General features: G+C 72.7%; 17 protein-coding genes. 11 read left to right on the top strand and 6 right to left on the bottom strand.

Translation table 11 applies throughout. The features are described 5' to 3' along the window. Window positions 1-1,296 (bottom strand): extracellular solute-binding protein, encoded by a 1,296-nt coding sequence (locus ABZ780_RS06855; RefSeq protein ID WP_357484827.1) that lies wholly within the window; start codon window positions 1,294-1,296, stop codon window positions 1-3. Window positions 1,297-1,455: 159 nt separating this feature from the next. Between ABZ780_RS06855 and ABZ780_RS06850 the strand changes: the two genes are divergently transcribed. From ABZ780_RS06850 to ABZ780_RS06815, 8 genes are all read left to right on the top strand, one after another. Beyond that, the gene (locus ABZ780_RS06850; RefSeq protein WP_357004442.1) at window positions 1,456-2,202 is read left to right on the top strand and encodes an SDR family oxidoreductase; all 747 of its coding nucleotides are present in this window, start codon (window positions 1,456-1,458) and stop codon (window positions 2,200-2,202) included. A gap of 40 nt (window positions 2,203-2,242) precedes the next feature. Continuing rightward, complete coding sequence (locus tag ABZ780_RS06845) at window positions 2,243-2,953, top strand: FadR/GntR family transcriptional regulator (RefSeq protein ID WP_357004440.1); 711 nt, start codon at window positions 2,243-2,245, stop codon at window positions 2,951-2,953. Further along, on the top strand, window positions 2,950-4,095 hold the full coding sequence (dgoD, locus tag ABZ780_RS06840) for a galactonate dehydratase (protein ID WP_357484824.1): 1,146 nt from the start codon (window positions 2,950-2,952) through the stop codon (window positions 4,093-4,095). Before ABZ780_RS06845 ends, dgoD begins: the two co-directional genes overlap by 4 nt. Continuing rightward, window positions 4,089-5,003 carry a hypothetical protein gene (locus ABZ780_RS06835; protein ID WP_357004434.1) on the top strand — a complete coding sequence of 305 codons (915 nt, stop codon included), beginning with the start codon at window positions 4,089-4,091 and terminating at the stop codon, window positions 5,001-5,003. Before dgoD ends, ABZ780_RS06835 begins: the two co-directional genes overlap by 7 nt. Before the next feature lie 11 nt (window positions 5,004-5,014). Next, window positions 5,015-5,635 carry a bifunctional 4-hydroxy-2-oxoglutarate aldolase/2-dehydro-3-deoxy-phosphogluconate aldolase gene (locus tag ABZ780_RS06830; protein ID WP_357484821.1) on the top strand — a complete coding sequence of 207 codons (621 nt, stop codon included), beginning with the start codon at window positions 5,015-5,017 and terminating at the stop codon, window positions 5,633-5,635. After that, on the top strand, window positions 5,632-6,573 hold the full coding sequence (locus ABZ780_RS06825) for a sugar kinase (protein WP_357484818.1): 942 nt from the start codon (window positions 5,632-5,634) through the stop codon (window positions 6,571-6,573). Before ABZ780_RS06830 ends, ABZ780_RS06825 begins: the two co-directional genes overlap by 4 nt. A gap of 48 nt (window positions 6,574-6,621) precedes the next feature. Continuing rightward, window positions 6,622-7,506 (top strand): SMP-30/gluconolactonase/LRE family protein, encoded by an 885-nt coding sequence (locus ABZ780_RS06820; protein WP_357484815.1) that lies wholly within the window; start codon window positions 6,622-6,624, stop codon window positions 7,504-7,506. Between the two features lie 135 nt (window positions 7,507-7,641). Beyond that, the gene (locus tag ABZ780_RS06815; protein ID WP_357485326.1) at window positions 7,642-8,166 is read left to right on the top strand and encodes a YetF domain-containing protein; all 525 of its coding nucleotides are present in this window, start codon (window positions 7,642-7,644) and stop codon (window positions 8,164-8,166) included. 30 nt (window positions 8,167-8,196) lie between these two features. Here the strand turns inward: ABZ780_RS06815 and ABZ780_RS06810 are convergent, their stop codons facing one another. Further along, complete coding sequence (locus ABZ780_RS06810) at window positions 8,197-8,952, bottom strand: dienelactone hydrolase family protein (protein ID WP_357484812.1); 756 nt, start codon at window positions 8,950-8,952, stop codon at window positions 8,197-8,199. Window positions 8,953-9,114: 162 nt separating this feature from the next. Between ABZ780_RS06810 and ABZ780_RS06805 the strand changes: the two genes are divergently transcribed. The 3 genes from ABZ780_RS06805 to ABZ780_RS06795 are packed head-to-tail and all read left to right on the top strand — an operon-like array spanning window position 9,115 to window position 10,471. Further along, window positions 9,115-9,549 (top strand): hypothetical protein, encoded by a 435-nt coding sequence (locus ABZ780_RS06805; RefSeq protein WP_357004420.1) that lies wholly within the window; start codon window positions 9,115-9,117, stop codon window positions 9,547-9,549. Continuing rightward, complete coding sequence (locus ABZ780_RS06800; protein ID WP_357484809.1) at window positions 9,546-10,049, top strand: universal stress protein; 504 nt, start codon at window positions 9,546-9,548, stop codon at window positions 10,047-10,049. Before ABZ780_RS06805 ends, ABZ780_RS06800 begins: the two co-directional genes overlap by 4 nt. Beyond that, on the top strand, window positions 10,046-10,471 hold the full coding sequence (locus ABZ780_RS06795) for an SAV_915 family protein (RefSeq protein WP_357484806.1): 426 nt from the start codon (window positions 10,046-10,048) through the stop codon (window positions 10,469-10,471). The genes ABZ780_RS06800 and ABZ780_RS06795 overlap by 4 nt, the downstream gene beginning before the upstream one ends. On the opposite strand, the gene ABZ780_RS06790 is transcribed toward ABZ780_RS06795, so the two are convergent. The 4 genes from ABZ780_RS06790 to kdpB all read right to left on the bottom strand — a co-directional run bounded on the left by ABZ780_RS06790 (window position 10,434) and on the right by kdpB (window position 16,832). Then, window positions 10,434-11,114, bottom strand: coding sequence for a response regulator (locus tag ABZ780_RS06790; RefSeq protein WP_357004413.1), 681 nt, complete (start codon window positions 11,112-11,114; stop codon window positions 10,434-10,436). The genes ABZ780_RS06795 and ABZ780_RS06790 overlap by 38 nt on opposite strands. After that, window positions 11,111-13,660 (bottom strand): DUF4118 domain-containing protein, encoded by a 2,550-nt coding sequence (locus ABZ780_RS06785; RefSeq protein WP_357004411.1) that lies wholly within the window; start codon window positions 13,658-13,660, stop codon window positions 11,111-11,113. The genes ABZ780_RS06790 and ABZ780_RS06785 overlap by 4 nt, the downstream gene beginning before the upstream one ends. Before the next feature lie 95 nt (window positions 13,661-13,755). Further along, window positions 13,756-14,637 carry a potassium-transporting ATPase subunit C gene (locus ABZ780_RS06780; protein ID WP_357004408.1) on the bottom strand — a complete coding sequence of 294 codons (882 nt, stop codon included), beginning with the start codon at window positions 14,635-14,637 and terminating at the stop codon, window positions 13,756-13,758. Beyond that, complete coding sequence (gene kdpB, locus ABZ780_RS06775; protein WP_357484803.1) at window positions 14,637-16,832, bottom strand: potassium-transporting ATPase subunit KdpB; 2,196 nt, start codon at window positions 16,830-16,832, stop codon at window positions 14,637-14,639. The genes ABZ780_RS06780 and kdpB overlap by 1 nt, the downstream gene beginning before the upstream one ends. Window positions 16,833-16,847: the final 15 nt, after the last annotated feature.

Genomic DNA, 16,847 nt, shown 5'->3' with positions numbered 1-16,847 from the left:
TCAGCCCTTGAAGACCTTCTCGGCGCTGGCCTGCCACTCCCGCAGGATCGCGTCGATCTGGTCCGGCTTGTCGATGAACTTGGTCAGCGCGGTGTCCGCGGTCGGCTGGAGCGCGTCGCTGGAGTCGCGGTTGAAGAACTGGGTCAGCTCCTTGGCCTCGTCGAGCATCGCCTTGCCCTTGACCACCAGCGGCGAGTCGGACGCCTTGGCCTTCGGGTTGGCCGGCAGCACGATGCCGGAGCTGGCCTTGACGTACGCCTCCTGGGCCTCGACTCCGCCGAGGTAGGTGAGCAGGGCCTTCGTGCCGGTCGGGTTGCCGGTCTTCGCGCTGGCGAAGAAGCCGTCCGTCGGGGCCTCCTCGGCCAGGGGCACCGCCGGGTCGATGATCGGGAACCGGAAGAAGTCCAGGTCACCGAGGGCGTCCTTGGGTGCCGCGTCGGCGAAGAACGTGCCGATCAGGAACATGCCGGACTTGCCGGCCAGCAGCGCGGTGGTCGCCTCCTGGAACGGGTACGCCTTGCCCTTGGGGTCAAAGTAGGGCAGGGCCTCGCGCCAGCGGGTGAAGACCGCCTTGACCTTGGGGTCGTCGAAGCGCTGCTTGCCGGCGAGCAGCTCGCGGTGGAACGGCGCGCCGTTGATCCGGATGTTCAGGTAGTCGAACCAGGCCGAGGCGATCCATGGGGTGTCGCCGAGGCCGATGCCGATCGGCGGGATGCCCTTGCTCTTCAGCGTCTCGCACAGGGCCAGGAACTCGGTCCAGGTCTTCGGCTCCTGCACGCCCCACTTGGCGAAGTTGGACTTGCGGTAGAAGAAGCCCCACCAGTAGTTGTTCATCGGCATGAAGACCTGCTTGCCGCTGGCGTCGGTGGAGAGCGTGCGCAGCGACTGGGGGTAGTCGCCCAGTGACTTCCAGACGTCGGAGACGTCCAACAGCAGGCCACGGCTGGCGTAGTCGTTGGCGACCGAGCCCGCGTACCAGGTGTAGAGGTCCGGCGGGTTGGCGGAGGTCAGGTAGGTCGGCAGCTGGGTCCGGAAGGTCTCCGAGGCGACCGTGTTGAGGCTCGCCGTGCCCTTGCCCTGCGCGTTGAAGGTCTCGATCAGCTTCTCCATCGCCACCTTGGCCTGCGGCGAGGAGAGGTTCGACTGGATGGTTACCGCGCCGGAGCCGTTGCTCGTCGTCGGCCCGCTGGCAGAGCTGGCGCACGCGCTGAGCAACGAGCCGGCACCGAGGGCGCCGAGGCCGGCAAGCCCGAGGTGGCCAAGGAATCGCCGGCGACCGGGGTCGAAGTCGCTCACGAGGGTGTCCTTCCTCTACGACACGCAGCGTCACGACGCAATGTGTCGGCCATGTGAATGTGTGTGACCAGAAGGTTGCATCGGCCCTCGCCGCCTGTCAAGATATCTTCGTAATTAATGATTATTCGAGATCAAGGCGAGGGTCAGGAGGATCAGCCTATGCGCCGGCTTGAAGGCAAGAACGCGCTGGTCACCGGAGCGATGGGCGGGATCGGCGCCGCAATCGCCCGGCGGCTCGCCGCCGAAGGAGCGGCAGTCGCGCTGCTCGACGTGACCGACTCCGGCCCGCTGGCCGACGAGCTGACCGCACGTGGCGACCGGGCACTGTCCGTAATCGGCGATGTCAGTGACGACGCCGACTGGACGGCCGCCGTGGCCGCCGTGCGGGCCGGGCTCGGCCCGGTCGACATCCTGGTCAGCACCGCCTACGCGGTGCAGGTCGCTCCGGCCCACGAAACCAGCCGGCAGTCATGGGACCACCAGCTCGGCGTCAGCCTCACCGGTTCCTTCCTCGGCGTCCGCGCCTGCCTGGACGACCTGCGGGCACGGTCTGGCGCGGTGGTGCTGATCTCGTCGGTGCACGCCCTGGTCGGGCTGCCCGGCCGTCCCGCGTACGCGGCGGCCAAGGGCGGCCTGGTCGCGCTCGGCCGCCAGCTCGCTGTGGAGTACGGCCCACGGGTGCGGGTCAACACCGTGCTGCCCGGGCCGATCTTCACCGCCGCCTGGGCCGACGTGTCCGAAGAGGACCGCCAGCGCAGCGTCGACGAGACCGTGGCCAAGCGGTTCGGCACACCGGACGAGGTGGCCGCGACCGTGGCGTTCCTCGCCTCACCGGACGCCGCCTACGTCACCGGCGCGAGCCTGGTGGTGGACGGTGGCTGGACAGCGGTGAAAACCTCGGCCTGAGCAGATCGATACCGACACCAGCGAGAAGGCCAGGAAACCATTGGCACAGTACGCAAGCCGCGGCGTCCACGGGCAGACCGTCGAGGCCATCGCCCGCCGCATCCTCACCGGTGAGATCGCCGCCGGGTCGACGTTGAACATCGCCGCTCTGCAGGAGGAGTTCGACGTCAGCCTGACGGCGCTGCGCGAGGCGCTGAAGGTCCTCTCGGCCAAGGGCATCGTCGACGCCCGGCAGAAGCGCGGCACGTTCGTCCGGCCACGGGCCGACTGGAACCTGCTCGACGGCGACGTGATCCGCTGGCAGTTCGCCGAGGGCCCCCACGAACGGCTGCTCGACCAACTGCACGAGGTCCGCGCCATCATCGAGCCGGCCGCCGCGCGGCTGGCCGCCCTCCGGTGCACCGACGACGACGTCGCCGCACTGGACCGGGCGCTGACCGAGATGGCCGAGGCCGACGGTGATCCCATCGCCGCCGTCGCCGCCGACCTCGCCTTCCACCGCGGGCTGCTCGCCGCCACCCACAACGAGCTGCTGGAGCGCATGGAGGTGGTGATGGAGACGGGCCTCGCCGAACGGGACCGGCTCGTGCACGGCGGCGCCGCCCACGACGACCCGGTGCCGAGTCACCGCGCGGTGGTCGACGCGCTGCGCGCCCGGGACGAGACAGCGGCCGAGACCGCCATGCGTGAGTTGCTGGACAAGGCCGTCCGCGACGTCGAAAAGGCACGGGGACGAAGGGGCAGTCAGTGAAGATCGAGCGGATCGAGACCTTCCTGGTCGCGCCACGGTGGTTGTTCTGCCGGGTGGAGACCGACGACGGGCTCGTCGGGTGGGGTGAGCCGGTGGTCGAGGGGCGCGCCGAGGTGGTGCGCAGCGCCGTCGAGGTGCTCTCCGAATATCTGATCGGCGAGGATCCACTGCGGATCGAGCAGCACTGGCAGGTGCTCACCAAGGGCGGCTTCTACCGCGGCGGCCCGATCCTCTCCAGCGCGGTCGCCGGCCTCGACCAGGCCCTCTGGGACATCGCCGGGCAGGCGTACGGTGCGCCGGTGCACGCGCTGCTCGGTGGGCCGGTACGGGACCGGGTGCGCGTCTACTCGTGGATCGGCGGGGACGAGCCCGGCGAGGTGGCCGACGCCGCCGCCGCACAGGTCGCCGCCGGTCTCACCGGCGTCAAGATGAACGCGAGCGGGCGACTGTCCCCCATCCCCACCTCCGCCGAGGTGGACGCGGTGATCGGCCGGGTCGCCGCCGCCCGGGAGGTGCTCGGCCCCGACCGGGACATCGCGCTGGACTTCCACGGCCGAGCCGGGCTGGCCGCGGTCCGGCGGATCCTGCCCGAGCTGGCCGGGCTGCGCCCGTTCTTCGTGGAGGAGCCGGTCCTGCCCGACCAGGCCCACCACCTGCGCGACATCGTCGCCAGCACCCCGATCCCGGTGGCCACCGGCGAACGCCTCTACGGCCGTTCCGAGTTCCTCGGCCCGCTACAGGCCGGGGTCACCGTGGTCCAGCCCGACCTGTCGCACGCCGGTGGCATCTCCGAGGTCCGCCGGATCGCCGCGCTGGCCGAGACGTACGGCGCGCTGCTCGCTCCGCACTGCCCGCTCGGGCCGATCTCGCTGGCGGCAAGCCTCCAGGTGGCCTTCGCGACACCGAACTTCCTGATCCAGGAGCAGAGCATCGGCATCCACTACAACGTGGGTTCCGAGCTGCTCGACTACGTGGTCGACCGGGAGCCGTTCCGGTTCGTGGACGGGCACATCGCCCGCTTCGACCGGCCCGGCCTGGGCATCACCGTGGACGAGGCGGCGGTCCGCGAGGCCGCGCGTACCCCGCACGCCTGGCGCAACCCGGTCTGGCAGCACCGCGACGGGTCGTTCGCCGAATGGTGACCGGGCTCGCGCCGGTCCCGCTGCGCGCGGCGTACGACGCGGCGCACGGCGGTCGGTGGACCAGCCTGCGCGGCGGCGGCCGGGAGTGGCTGTGGCAGGGCCCGGAGCCCGGCCGACACGAGGTACGCCCCGGCGACGCGTTCGTCGACGCCGGCGGGCTGGAGGAGTGCCTGCCCACCGTGCGCGGCGAGCCCGACCACGGCGAGGTGTGGCCGCGCCCGTGGCGAACCGCCGGTCCCGACAGCGCCGGTCCCGACGCCGCCGGTCCCGACACCGCCGGCCCCGACGCCGCCGGCCCCGACGCGGCCGGGCCGGACAGCGTGGTCATCGAGCGGCCGACGTTCACCCTGACCCGCCGGATCAGCGAATCCGGCGGCGTGGTGGTGGCCGACTACCGACTGGCCGCCGACCCCGGTTACCGGTTCGTCTGGGCCGCGCACGCCCTGCTCGACCTCTCCCCCGATGCCCGCCTCGACGCACCCGCCGGCACCCCCACCCGACTGCACCCGGAGGCCGCGGCCCTGCTGCCGCCGGGCACCTGGCCCGGTGACGACCCCTGGCTGACCGGGCCGTGGCCGGCTCCGGCCGGGCTGCCGCTGGACACGTTCGGCCCGGCCGACGGCACCGCGCTCGGCGCGGTGCTGCTCGACTGCCCGGTGGTCCGGGTGACCGACGGCCCCGACCGGCTGACCCTGGCGCTGGAGTGCGACGGGCAGCCCCGCAGCACCGCGCTCTGGCGCAACCTGGGCGGCTGGCCGGCAACCGCCCCCTACCGCAGCCTCGGCGTCGAGCCGATGCTCGGCGCCGCCTTCGACCTGGCCGACGCCGGCCCGGCCGACGCGGCGATCGTTCCACCCACCGGTGAGGTCGCCTGGCGGCTCACCATCTCCGCCCACCGCATCCACTGAGGACATCCGCGATGAACCTGATCGACGAGCTGCGTACCCACCGGTTGCTGGCCATCGTGCGCGGCCCGGACCCGGCGGCCGCGCTGGCCTCGGTGCTCACCCTGGCCGAGAGCGGCGTCGCGCTTGTCGAGGTCTCGCTGACCAGCGCCGACGCGCTCGGCATCATCCGGAGCGCCCGGGTCGCGCTCGGGCCCGACTTCGCCCTGGGCGCGGGCACCGTGCTCACCGTCGAGGACGCCCGGGCGGCGGCCGACGCGGGCGCCGGCTTCCTGGTCACCCCGGCGCTGGCGCCGAGTGTCACCGAGGCCGGCCGGCTCGGCCTGCCGGTGCTCGCCGGTGCCCTCACCCCCACCGAGGTCGTGCAGGCCGCCAGTGCGGGGGCCACCGCGGTCAAGCTGTTCCCGGCCTCCCTCGGCGGGCCCGGCTACCTGGGCGCGCTGCGTGACCCGTTCCCCGACACCGCGTTCGTGCCGGTCGGTGGGGTCGACGCGGACAGCGTCCGGGGCTATCTGGACCGGGGGGCGGTCGCGGTCGGCGTCGGCTCCCCGCTCCTCGGCGACGCCGTCCGCGGCGGCGACCTGGCGGCGCTGCGCGAGCGGGCGGCCACCTTCCTCGCGGTGGTCCGCTCGTGACCGACCTGCTCACCCTCGGCGAGACCATGGCGGCCTTCCGCACCACCGGCCCGCTGCGACTGGGCGGCACCGCCGGGATCTCCGTCGCCGGGTCCGAGTCGACTGTGGCGATCGGGCTGGCCCGGCTCGGCCATCGGGCGGCCTGGGTCGGGGTCACCGGTGCCGACGAGCCCGGCGAACTGATCCGCCGCACGCTGCGCGCCGAGGGCGTCGACCTGACCTGGGCCCGGGTCGATCCGGCGGCCCCCACCGGGCTGATCCTCTTCGAGGCCCGGGTCGCCGACATCAACCGGGTCACCTACCACCGCGCCGGGTCCGCCGGCTCGCGGCTGCGCCAGGCCGACGTCACGCCCGCGTTCGACCCTTCGGGCCGGCCACCCCGGCTGCTGCACGTCACAGGCATCACCTGCGCGCTCGGCGTCGAGCCGTACGACGCGGTGGTCACAGCGGTGCGGCTCGCCCGCGCGGCGGGCAGCACCGTCTGCCTGGACGTCAACCACCGCAACCGCCTCTGGTCGGTCGACGAGGCAGCGGCCGCGCTGCGACCGCTGCTGCCCTCGATCGATCTCGTGGTCGCCTCCGACGACGAGCTGGCCGTCCTGACCGACGCCGCCGACCCGGTCGCCGCGCTGCGCGAGGCCGGCGTGACCGAGGTTGTCGTGAAGCACGGTGCCGGCGGGGCCACCAGCCACAGCGCGGCCGGCACCGTGCACCGGCCGGCCCGGCAGGTGCCGGTGGTGGACACCGTGGGCGCCGGCGACGCCTTCGTGGCCGGTCTGCTCTCCGGCTGGCTGGACGACGCCGACGTGCCGGCCCGGCTGGACCGGGCGGTCACCACCGGCGCGTTCGCCGTCGCCACCCGGGGTGACTGGGAGGGCCTGCCCGACCGGACGGAGCTGGGGCTGCTCGACCACGGCCCCGGCGGTACGGTCCGCTGACCGGTGCGGCGGCCGGCCTCGGCCGCCCGAGATCGTTGGAGGAGCACGATGGAGCTGACCGAGCCGACCGTCTGGAGCACCGACCGGTTGGAGCTGGGTGAGGGGCTGCGCTGGGTCGACAACCGGCTGGTCCTGGTCGACCTGCTCGCCGGCCGGCTGTTGGAGACCGACGGCGGCGCGCCGGCCCCGCTGCGGGAGCTGCGCCGCCTCGACGTGCCACTCGGCGCGATCGCCCCGGTGGCCGACCGACCCGGTGAGTGGTTGGCCGCCGCCGGCACCGGCGTCACCCTGCTGCCCACCACCGGTGACCCTCGGCCGGTCGCCGACCTGGTCGGCGACGCGTCCGAGCCGACCCGGATGAACGACGCGGTCGCCGACCCGCACGGCCGCTTCTGGGCCGGCAGCATGACGTACGCCGGGCTGCCCGGCAGGGGCACGCTGTACCGGCTTGCCCCGGGCGCGACGCCGGTGCCTGCGGTGACCGGAATGACCATCCCGAACGGGCCGGCGTTCGACACCACCGGCACCACCATGTACCTGGCCGACTCCCCGCGCGGCGAGGTCGACCGGTTCACCGTCGACCCGGCCACCGGCGACCTGCACGGGCGGGAGCCGTTCCTTCGACTGGACGACTCCGACGGCAGCCCGGACGGGATGACCGTCGACGCGGCCGGGCACCTCTGGGTCGCGCTGTGGGGCGGCTCGGCCGTACGCCGCTACCGGCCCGACGGGACGCTGGACCGCCAGATCCGTCTCCCCGCCCGCCAGCCGGCCGGCATCTGCCTGGGCGGCCCCGACCTGCGGCGGCTCTTCATCGGGACCGCCCGGCTCGGGCTCGCGGAGGCGAGCGCGGTCGACGGTGCGCTGCTCGCGATCGACGTCGAGGTCCCCGGCCTGCCCACCGCGACCGCAGCCGCACCCGCCGCGAGCTGAGCCGACCACGGTCGGCCCGCCGTGCTCGCCGTCGAGCAGCGCGGTGGGCCGACCGATCCCCGGCCCACCCGTCCTGCTCCCGGCGTTTCCGGTGGTGGGCAGGCATGGCTGGTCGGCCGGCGGGTAGCCGGTCAGGTGGCCGACTGGGGCAAGGTGTTCATCCCGGACACCCCGCTGTTGGAGATCGTGATCCGGGGCAGCGTCATGTACCTCGCCCTGTTCACGCTCCTTCGGGTCATCCTCAAGCGGGAGAGCGGCACCACCGGCGTCACCGACCTGCTGGTGATCGTGCTGCTCGCGGACGCCGCACAGAACGGCATGTCCGGCGGCTACAACTCGATCACCGACGGGCTGCTGCTGGTCGGGGTGATCATCGGCTGGTCGTACCTGTTGAACGCCGTCGCGTACCGCTGGCAGGCCGCCGCCCGGCTGATCCGGCCCAGCTCGCTGGTGCTGGTGCGGGACGGGCAGGTCATGCGGGAGAACATGCGCCGCGAGCTGATCACCAACGAGGAGTTGCACACCCTGCTGCGGCAGCAGGGCGTCACCGAACTCGCGGACGTCCGCGAGGTGCGGATGGAGCCCGACGGCCGGTTCAGCGTCACCACCCGTACGCCCGGCCGGCACCGCAACGGTCGCAGCGCGAGCGGCTTCGGCTGACGGTCGAACGATTCGGGAGCAGAGGCAGCGTCAGCCGGTCGGCAGGTTCCGGTCCAACAGGTCGAACAGGGCGACCCAGTGCCGTTCGGTGGCCTGCTCGTCGTACGCCGGCGTGTCGGCCATGGTGTAGCCGTGGTGGGCGCCCGCGTACACCTCTGAGCCGTACCGGACACCGGCGGCGTCGAGCGCCTTCTCCAGCGTCGCGATCTGCTCGGGCGTCATCGACTGGTCCGCGTCCGCGTGCCCGAAGTACACCTCGCCGGTGATCGAGCCGACGCCCAGGTGTGGGCTGTCCGGTGCGTCGGTGACGATCCGCCCGCCGTGGAAGCTGGCCGCCGCGGCGATCCGGTCCGGGTGCGCCTCGATGGCCAGCAGCGCGTTCGTGCCACCCATGCAGTAGCCGGTGATCGCGACCGGGCCGGGTCGGACGTCGTCGCGGGCCGCCAGGAAGTCGAGGTACGCGGCGGTGTCCCGGTTGATCACGTCGGCGGTCAACGCGCGGATCAGCGGCATGACCTTCTCGATGATCGCGCCGCGCTGGGCGGGGTCGCCGAGGCGGGACAGGTCGGCAAGTGGCGCCCGGCCCGCCCGGTAGAGCAGGTGGGGCGTCAGCACCAGGTAACCCCGGGCGGCGATCCGCTCGGCCATCTCCACCAGGCGCGGGCGCGGCCCGAAGGCGTCCATGAAGAGGAGCACCGCCGGGAACGGTCCGTCCCCGTCCGGCCGGGTCAGACACGCGTCCGCCACTCCGTCGCTGGTCGGGATGTCCACCGTCGTCGTCTGCACCGGGCCTCCTCGTACGCGATCTTGGTCCGTCCCGAACGTTACCCGCCAGGTCGGCGGGCCCGCCGAGCGCCCGCGTGAACAGGCCGTCAAGAATTCGCGGCGACCCGTCAGAACGACGTATCGGCGGGCGCTGGGCCGCCGCCGGGTGGTGACGATGGGGCCATGAGTCCTTGGCGGATGACGCGCTGGGAACGTGGCAACCTGACACCCGGCGCCGACGACGAACTCCCCGCCCGCGATGGCGGAACCGGCCCGGCGCGACCTCCCGCGTTCGGGACGGACGAGCCGGCCCGCCGGCACGAGGCGCTGGTCAGCGTCCGGCTCGGCCCGTCCGCGCCCGGCAGTCACCTGGTCGAGTACCTGCGGCACGAGCCGTGCGCCGTCGCCGCGTGGTGGATCGCCGCCGACGTCGACGCCGTGGTGCGGCTCTCGGCCGACAGCATGACCGTGCTGCACCGCGCCGTGGCCGACCTGCGCCGCCGCGCCGGGGTGGAGGTGGTGGTCGCGCACTCGATCCTCCGCGCGCTCGACCTGACCACGCCGGCGGACCCGCGGACCCCGCAGGATGCCCCGGCCTGGGTGGTGTCCGCCGCATGAGCCGCCCAGACGTTGCCCGCCGGATCGTGGTGGGCGTCGACCGGTCGTTCGCCGGGATGCAGGCGCTGCGCCGCGCTGTCCAGTTGGCCCGCCGCGACGGCGCGCACCTGGACGCCGTACGCGCGTGGGTCTTCGCGCCGACCTGGCGGCCCGGCACGCTGACCTGGCGCTGGCAGGACGAGTGCGACAGGGCTGCCCTGGTCTACCTGCGCGGTGTCTTCGACGCGGCGCTGGGTGGCATGCCCCGGGACGTGGCCGTACGGCTGGTGGCGACCCAGGGGTACGCCGGGCAGGTGCTGGTCGACCACGCACACCGGGAGTCCGACCTGCTCGTCGTCGGCAGCCCCGAGCGCGGCCGGTTCGGCCGGTCGCCCGGCCACGTCACCCGGTACTGCGTGGAACGGGCCACCGTGCCGGTCGTCGCGGTCCCCGCGCCGTCCTGGGCGCGGGCCGCGACGATCCGCCGCTTCGCCCGTGACCTCGAACGTTTCAGCCGATGACCGCCGCACGTGCGGCACGAATGGAAAGGACCAACCCGACCATGGACGAGGCCCCGATAATTTACGCCGTTCCGGTGCGCGATCTGCCGGGACGGATGGTGCGGACGGTGCGGACCGGCCGGTCACCGCAGGGCCAGCGGGTGGGGATCGCCTTCACCCGGGTCGAGCTGCTGGCCGCTGCCATGGGCGCGGACCAACCGTGGGAGGAACTCTGCGAGTCCGCGCTGCGCGGCATGTTGCGCCCGCTCGGCATCGACCGGATCCAGGTCGACCCGCTGCTGGTGGCGCCACCGCTCGGGGAGGGCGTCGGCGACCGGACGGCACCGACCGCGCCGGGCCGGATTCCTCCCGTACCCGCCCTGGCGGCCGTCGGAGGCGACCGGGTCAGGGGCGGTAGCGGTATCCCATCCCCGGCTCGGTGATGAGGTGGCGGGGGCGGGCCGGGTCGTCCTCAAGCTTGCGCCGTAGCTGGGCGAGGTACTGCCGCAGGTAGTTTGTCTCGTTCTGGTATTCCGGCCCCCACACCTCCTGGAGGAGCTGCCGTTGGCTGACCAGCTTGCCGGGATGCCGGAGCAGCTTCTCCAGCACGCTCCACTGGGTGGGCGTCAGCTTGACCTCGGTGCCGTCGTCCCGCCGTACGCTGTGGTCGGCCAGATCAACGGTGTGCTGGCCGATGCGCAGCGCGGGCACCGCCTCGCTCGACGTGCCGAGCCGCCGGGTCACCGCGCGGATGCGGGCCAGCAGCTCCTCCACCCCGAAGGGCTTGGTGACGTAGTCGTCGGCCCCGGCGTCGAGCGCCGCCACCTTGTCCTCGCTGCCGGCCCGGCCGGAGAGCACGATGATCGGCACGGCCGTCCATCCTCGTAGGCCACGGATCACCTCCACCCCGTCGATGTCGGGCAGGCCGAGGTCCAGCACCACCAGGTCGGGCGGGTGGGTGGCGGCGGCCTTCAGGGCGGCGGCACCGGTGCCGGCGACGTCCACGTCGTACCGGCGGGCACGCAGGTTGATCCGCAGGGCACGCAGGATCTGCGGTTCGTCGTCGACGACCAGGATGCGGGTCATTCCTGCGGCCCCTCCGAGCTGGTCTGCGCGGCGGGCAGCCGCAGCACAAGGGTGAGCCCACCACCGGGGGTGGTCTCGGGGGTGATGCTGCCACCCATCGCCTCGACCAACCCCCGGGACAGGGCAAGACCGAGACCGACACCGGTCTGGTTGTCCCGGTCGCCGAGGCGTTGGAACGGCAGGAAGACGTTCTCCCACTGGTCCTCCGGGATGCCCGGCCCCCGGTCGATCACCCGCAGCTCGACCTGCCCGGCGTGCGCGCTGGCGGTGATCGTGGGTGGCTCGTCGGGCGGGCTGTAGCGCAGCGCGTTGGCGACGATGTTGACCAGCACCCGTTCCAGCAGGCCCGGGTCGGCGGTGGCGGCCGGCAGGTCGGCCGGGATGTCCGTCCCGACGGTCGCGGCCGCCGGGCCAAGTTCGTCCAGCGCCAGGGGTACGGCGTCCTCCAGGCCGATCGCGGTCGCCGTGATGCCGAGGACGCCGGCCTGGAGGCGGCTCATGTCCAGGAGGTTGGCGACGAGCCGGGCGAGACGGTCCAGCGACTCCTCGGCGGTCTCCAGCAACTCCTCCCGGTCCTGCTCGTCGAACTCGATGTCCTGGCTGCGCAGACTGGTCACGGCCGCCTTCGCCGACGCCAGTGGCGTACGCAGATCATGGCTGACCGCGGCGAGCAGCGCGGTGCGCATGCGGTCGGCCGCGGCGAGGGGTTTGGCGGTGGCGGCCTCCTCGGCGAGTCGCTCCTGACGCAGCGCCACGGCGGCCTGGGCGGCGAACGCCTCGACGATCCGCCGGTCGGCGGCCTCCAGTCGTCGGCCGCTGAGCACCACGGTGATCCGCTCGTCGACCGGTACCGCCGTCTCACCACTGTCGGGCGTGCAGGCCGGCTGCTCGCCGACGCTGGCCACGACGCACCAGGCGTGCTCCTCACGGGCGCGCTCGGGGCGCCCACTGGCCTCCTCGGCCAGCTCCAGCACGCTCACCGCCCGCAGCCCAAAGGTCTCCCGGAGCTGGTCCAGCAGGGCGGGCAGGGGACGTTCGCCGCGCAGCACGCCACCGGCGACGGCGGCGAGGGTCTGCGCGTCGGCGGCGGCGCGGGCGGCCTCCCGGGTACGTCGGGCGGCCACGTCGACGACCCAGCTCACCGCCAACGCCACGCCGACGAAGACGGCCAGGGCGAGCAAATTGTCCGCCTCGGCGATGGTCAGCGTGCGAAACGGCGGGGTGAAGAACCAGTTGAGCAGCAGCGATCCGCCGAGCGCGGCGACCAGGGCGGGCCACACCCCGCCGACCAGGGCGACCCCGACGACCCCGGCGAGGAACAGCAGGATGTCGTTGGTCAGCGTCAGATCGGGCAGGGTCCTCAGCAGCAGGGTGAGCAGCGGCATCCCCAGCACGGCCAGGGCGAACCCGAGCAGCCGCCGACGCCGCGACAGCGCCGCCGGCACCGCCGCTGCCCGGCGGCCCTTGCCGGCCTGCTTGTGGGTGACCAGGTGCACGTCGATCGACCCTGAGAGCGCGGTGGTGGTCATCCCGACACCCCGGGCGAAGAACTGCGCGAAGCGGCCCCGTCGGCTGGCACCGAGCACCAGTTGGGTGGCGTTCACGCCACGGGCGAAGTCCAGCAGCGCGGCCGGCACGTCGGTGCCGAGCACCTGGTGGTAGGTGCCACCGAGGCTCTCCACCAGCACCCGCTGGCGGGCGAGCTGGGCCGGGTCCGCGCCGGCCAGGCCGTCGCTGCGCGAGACGTGCACGGCGAGCAGGTCGGCGCCCTTGCTGCGGGCCGCGACGCGGGCCGCGCGACGGATCAGTGTCTCGCCCTCCGGGCCGCCGGTCAGGGCCACCACGACCCGCTCCCGGGCCTCCCAGGTGGCGGCGATGCCCTGCTGGCTGCGGTACCGGTCGAGCTGCTCGTCGACCTTGTCGGCCAGCCAGAGCAGCGCCAGCTCGCGCAGCGCGGTGAGGTTGCCGACCCGGAAATAGTTGCCCAGCGCGGCGTCGATCTTGTCGGGGCGGTAGATGTTGCCGTGTGCCATCCGGCGGCGCAGCGCCTCGGGGGTCATGTCGACCAGCTCGACCTGCTCGGCGGCGCGGACGATCTCGTCCGGCACGGTCTCCCGCTGGGTGGTGCCGGTGATCTGCGCGACGACGTCGTTGACGGACTCCAGGTGCTGCACGTTGACCGTGGACAGCACGTCGATGCCCGCGTCGAGCAACTCCTGGACGTCCTGCCAGCGCTTGTCGTGCCGCGAGCCGGGCACGTTGGTGTGTGCCAGTTCGTCGACCACCGCGATCTCCGGCCGGCGGGCCAGCACCGCGTCCAGGTCCATCTCGGTGAACTCGGCGCCCCGGTAGGTCATCGCGCGGCGGGGCACCTGCTCCAGGTCGCCGAGCATGGCGGCGGTGTGCGGACGGCCGTGGGTCTCCACGAAACCGATGACCACGTCGGTGCCGCGCGCGGCACGCCGCTGGGCCTCCTCCAACATGGCGTACGTCTTGCCGACGCCGGGGGCGGCTCCGAGGTAGATGCGCAGTTCTCCGCGTGGCACGGGAACATCCTTCCTGGTGGGGATCGCCGATGCGGGAGACCGGGCGAGGCCGTCCCCGTGGAACGGCCTCGCCCGGTGTCGTGCTCAGAGCCTGCTCAGCGTGCCGGGAACTGCTTGTCCAGCGCGATGTTCAGCTCCAGCACGTTCACGCCCGGCTCGCCCATGAAGCCGAGCCCTCGTCCGCCGGTGTGCTCGTCCACCAGCTTGCGGACCGCTGCCGGGTCCGCGCCGCGCTCCCGCGCGACGCGGTTGACCTGCAACTCGGCGTACGCCGGGCTGATCTGGGGGTCGAGGCCGCTGCCGCTGGCGGTGACCGCGTCGGCGGGCACAGCCGGGTCGGCGGGGGCGTTGCCGCGGATCGGGGTGACCAGCCCGCCGGCGGCCACGTAGTCCTCGCCGGGTTGGGCCAGCTCCACCGGCACCCCCTCGTACGAGGACACGAACGGGGTGGCCGGGGCGGTCTGGTTGACGCTGACCACGCGGGTGACCGGCCCGGTCAGACCGTCGGCGCGGAAGACCGCGAGCACGGCACCCACCCCGTCGTCGGTGCAGAAGGGGCGACGGCCGTCGACGCCGTCCAGCTCGCCGACGGACTTGCTGCGCCCGCACACCTGGGTGAGCAGGCTCTCGCTGGACTCCTCCGGGTCGGTGGCGATGGTGTCGACCACGCTCTCCGGGCCGAGGTTGCTGGCCGAGGTGGAGGTCGGGTCGTAGCCGTCACCGGCGGCCGAGGGGCGGGACTGGAAGTAGCGCGGGACGGGGTTGCCGTCGGCGTCGGTGAAGGACTGGCCGATCAACGAGCTGCCGATCGTCGTCCCGCCCGAGGTGATCAGCGAGCCGTCGGCCTTGTGGTTGAGGCCGGGCAGCTGACCAACCGCTACCAGGGCCAGCGGGTAGACCAGGCCGAGCAGCACCGTGAAGACGAGTACGGCGCGCAGGGCGGCGAGGTGTTGGGCGATCCAGGTGGGTAGGCGCATCACGAAATCCCCGGGATGAACTGGATGAGCAGGTCGATGAGCTTGATCCCGATGAACGGCACGATGATGCCGCCCAGTCCGTACACCAGCAGGTTGCGGCTGAGCAGCTTCGACGCGGCGGCCGGCCGGTACCGCACACCCCGCAGGGCGAGCGGGATCAGCGCGATGATCACCAGGGCGTTGAAGATGACCGCGGACAGGATCGCCGACTCCGGGCTGGACAGCCGCATGATGTTCAGCGCGTCCAGGCTCGGGTAGAGGCCGGCGAACATGGCCGGGATGATCGCGAAGTACTTCGCGATGTCGTTGGAGATGCTGAACGTGGTCAGCGCACCCCGGGTGATCAGCAACTGCTTGCCGATCTCCACGATCTCGATCAGCTTGGTCGGGTCGGAGTCGAGGTCGACCATGTTGCCGGCCTCCTTGGCGGCCGACGTGCCGGTGTTCATGGCCACGCCGACGTCGGCCTGCGCGAGCGCCGGGGCGTCGTTGGTGCCGTCACCGGTCATCGCGACCAGCCGGCCGCCCTCCTGCTCCCGCTTGATCAGCGCGAGCTTGTCCTCCGGCGTCGCCTCGGCCAGGAAGTCGTCCACCCCGGCCTCGTCGGCGATGGCCTTCGCGGTACGCGGGTTGTCGCCGGTGATCATCACGGTACGGATGCCCATCCGGCGCATCTCGTCGAACCGCTCCCGCATGCCGGACTTGACGACGTCCTTGAGGTGGATGACGCCCAACGCGCGGGCGGGCTCACCGTCGATGTGCTCGGCGACGACCAGCGGGGTGCCGCCGGTGCCGCTGATCGCGTCGACGATCTCGCCGACCTCCTCGGTCGGGTGACCGCCGTTCTCCCGTACCCACTTCATGACCGCCGCGGCGGCGCCCTTGCGGACCCTCCGCGCCGTCTCGACCGCCCCGCCGTCGACGCTGGCGTCCGGCGTCAGGTCGACGCCGCTCATCCGGGTCTGCGCGGTGAACGGTACGAAGGTGGCGTGCGGCATGACGCCGGGCTCGCGCTCGCGCAGCCCGAACTCGTTCTTGGCCAGCACCACCACCGAGCGCCCCTCCGGGGTCTCGTCGGCCAGGCTGGAGAGCTGTGCGGCGTCGGCCAGGGTCGCGGCGGTGACCCCTTCGACGGGTACGAACTCGGCGGCCTGCCGGTTGCCCAGCGTGATGGTTCCGGTCTTGTCCAGCAGCAGGGTGTTGACGTCGCCGGCAGCCTCGACGGCCCGGCCGCTCATGGCCAGCACGTTGCGCTGCACCAGCCGGTCCATTCCGGCGATGCCGATGGCGGAGAGCAGCGCGCCGATGGTGGTGGGGATCAGGCAGACGAGCAGCGAGATCAGCACCACCCCGGTGACACCGGAGTCGGTGATCGCCCCGCTGTCCGGCGCTGCCGCCTGGTACGCCTTGGAGAAGATGGCCAGCGGCTGAAGGGTGACCACGGCCAGCAGGAAGATGATCGTGAGCGCGGCGAGCAGGATGTTCAGCGCGATCTCGTTCGGCGTCTTCTGCCGGTTGGCGCCCTCGACCAGGGCGATCATCCGGTCGATGAAGCTCTCCCCCGGCTTCTGGGTGATCTTCACGATGATCTGGTCGGAGAGCACCTTCGTGCCACCGGTGACCGCGCTGCGGTCGCCGCCGGACTCGCGGATGACCGGGGCCGACTCGCCGGTGATGGCCGACTCGTCGACGCTGGCGATGCCCTCGACGATGTCACCGTCGCCGGGGATGATGCCGCCCGCCTCGACCAGCACGATGTCGCCCTGGCGCAGTTGCGGCGCGGGCACCGCCTCGTCGCGGTAGGTGTTGGCGCGAGCACCGGGCTTCCAGTCGAGCAGCCGGGTGGCGATGGTGTCCTGCTTGGCCTGCCGCAACGCGGCGGCCTGGGCCTTGCCCCGGCCTTCGGCGACCGCCTCGGCCAGGTTGGCGAAGAGCACGGTCAGCCAGAGCCAGACGGTGATCGCCCAGGCGAACACCGACGGGTCGGTCACCGCCAGGACGGTGGTGAAGGCCGCGCCGACTTCGACGATGAGCATCACCGGGTTGCGCCACATGGTGGCCGGGTTGAGCTTGCGTACGGCGTCCGGCAGGGACCGGACCATCTGCTGGGGGTCGAGCAGGCCCCCACCGACCCGGTTGCCCTGTCTGGCAGGGGTGCCGGGGAGTTGCTCTGTTGGCGCGGACGTGACGGACATGTCCTCGTTCCTCAT

It is taken from the genome of Micromonospora sp. NPDC047467 (assembly GCF_040643095.1).
Classification (GTDB): Bacteria; Actinomycetota; Actinomycetes; order Mycobacteriales; family Micromonosporaceae; genus Micromonospora.
The sequence above is the reverse complement of the archived record's forward strand: the minus strand, read 5'-3'. Positions and strand labels throughout refer to the sequence as shown.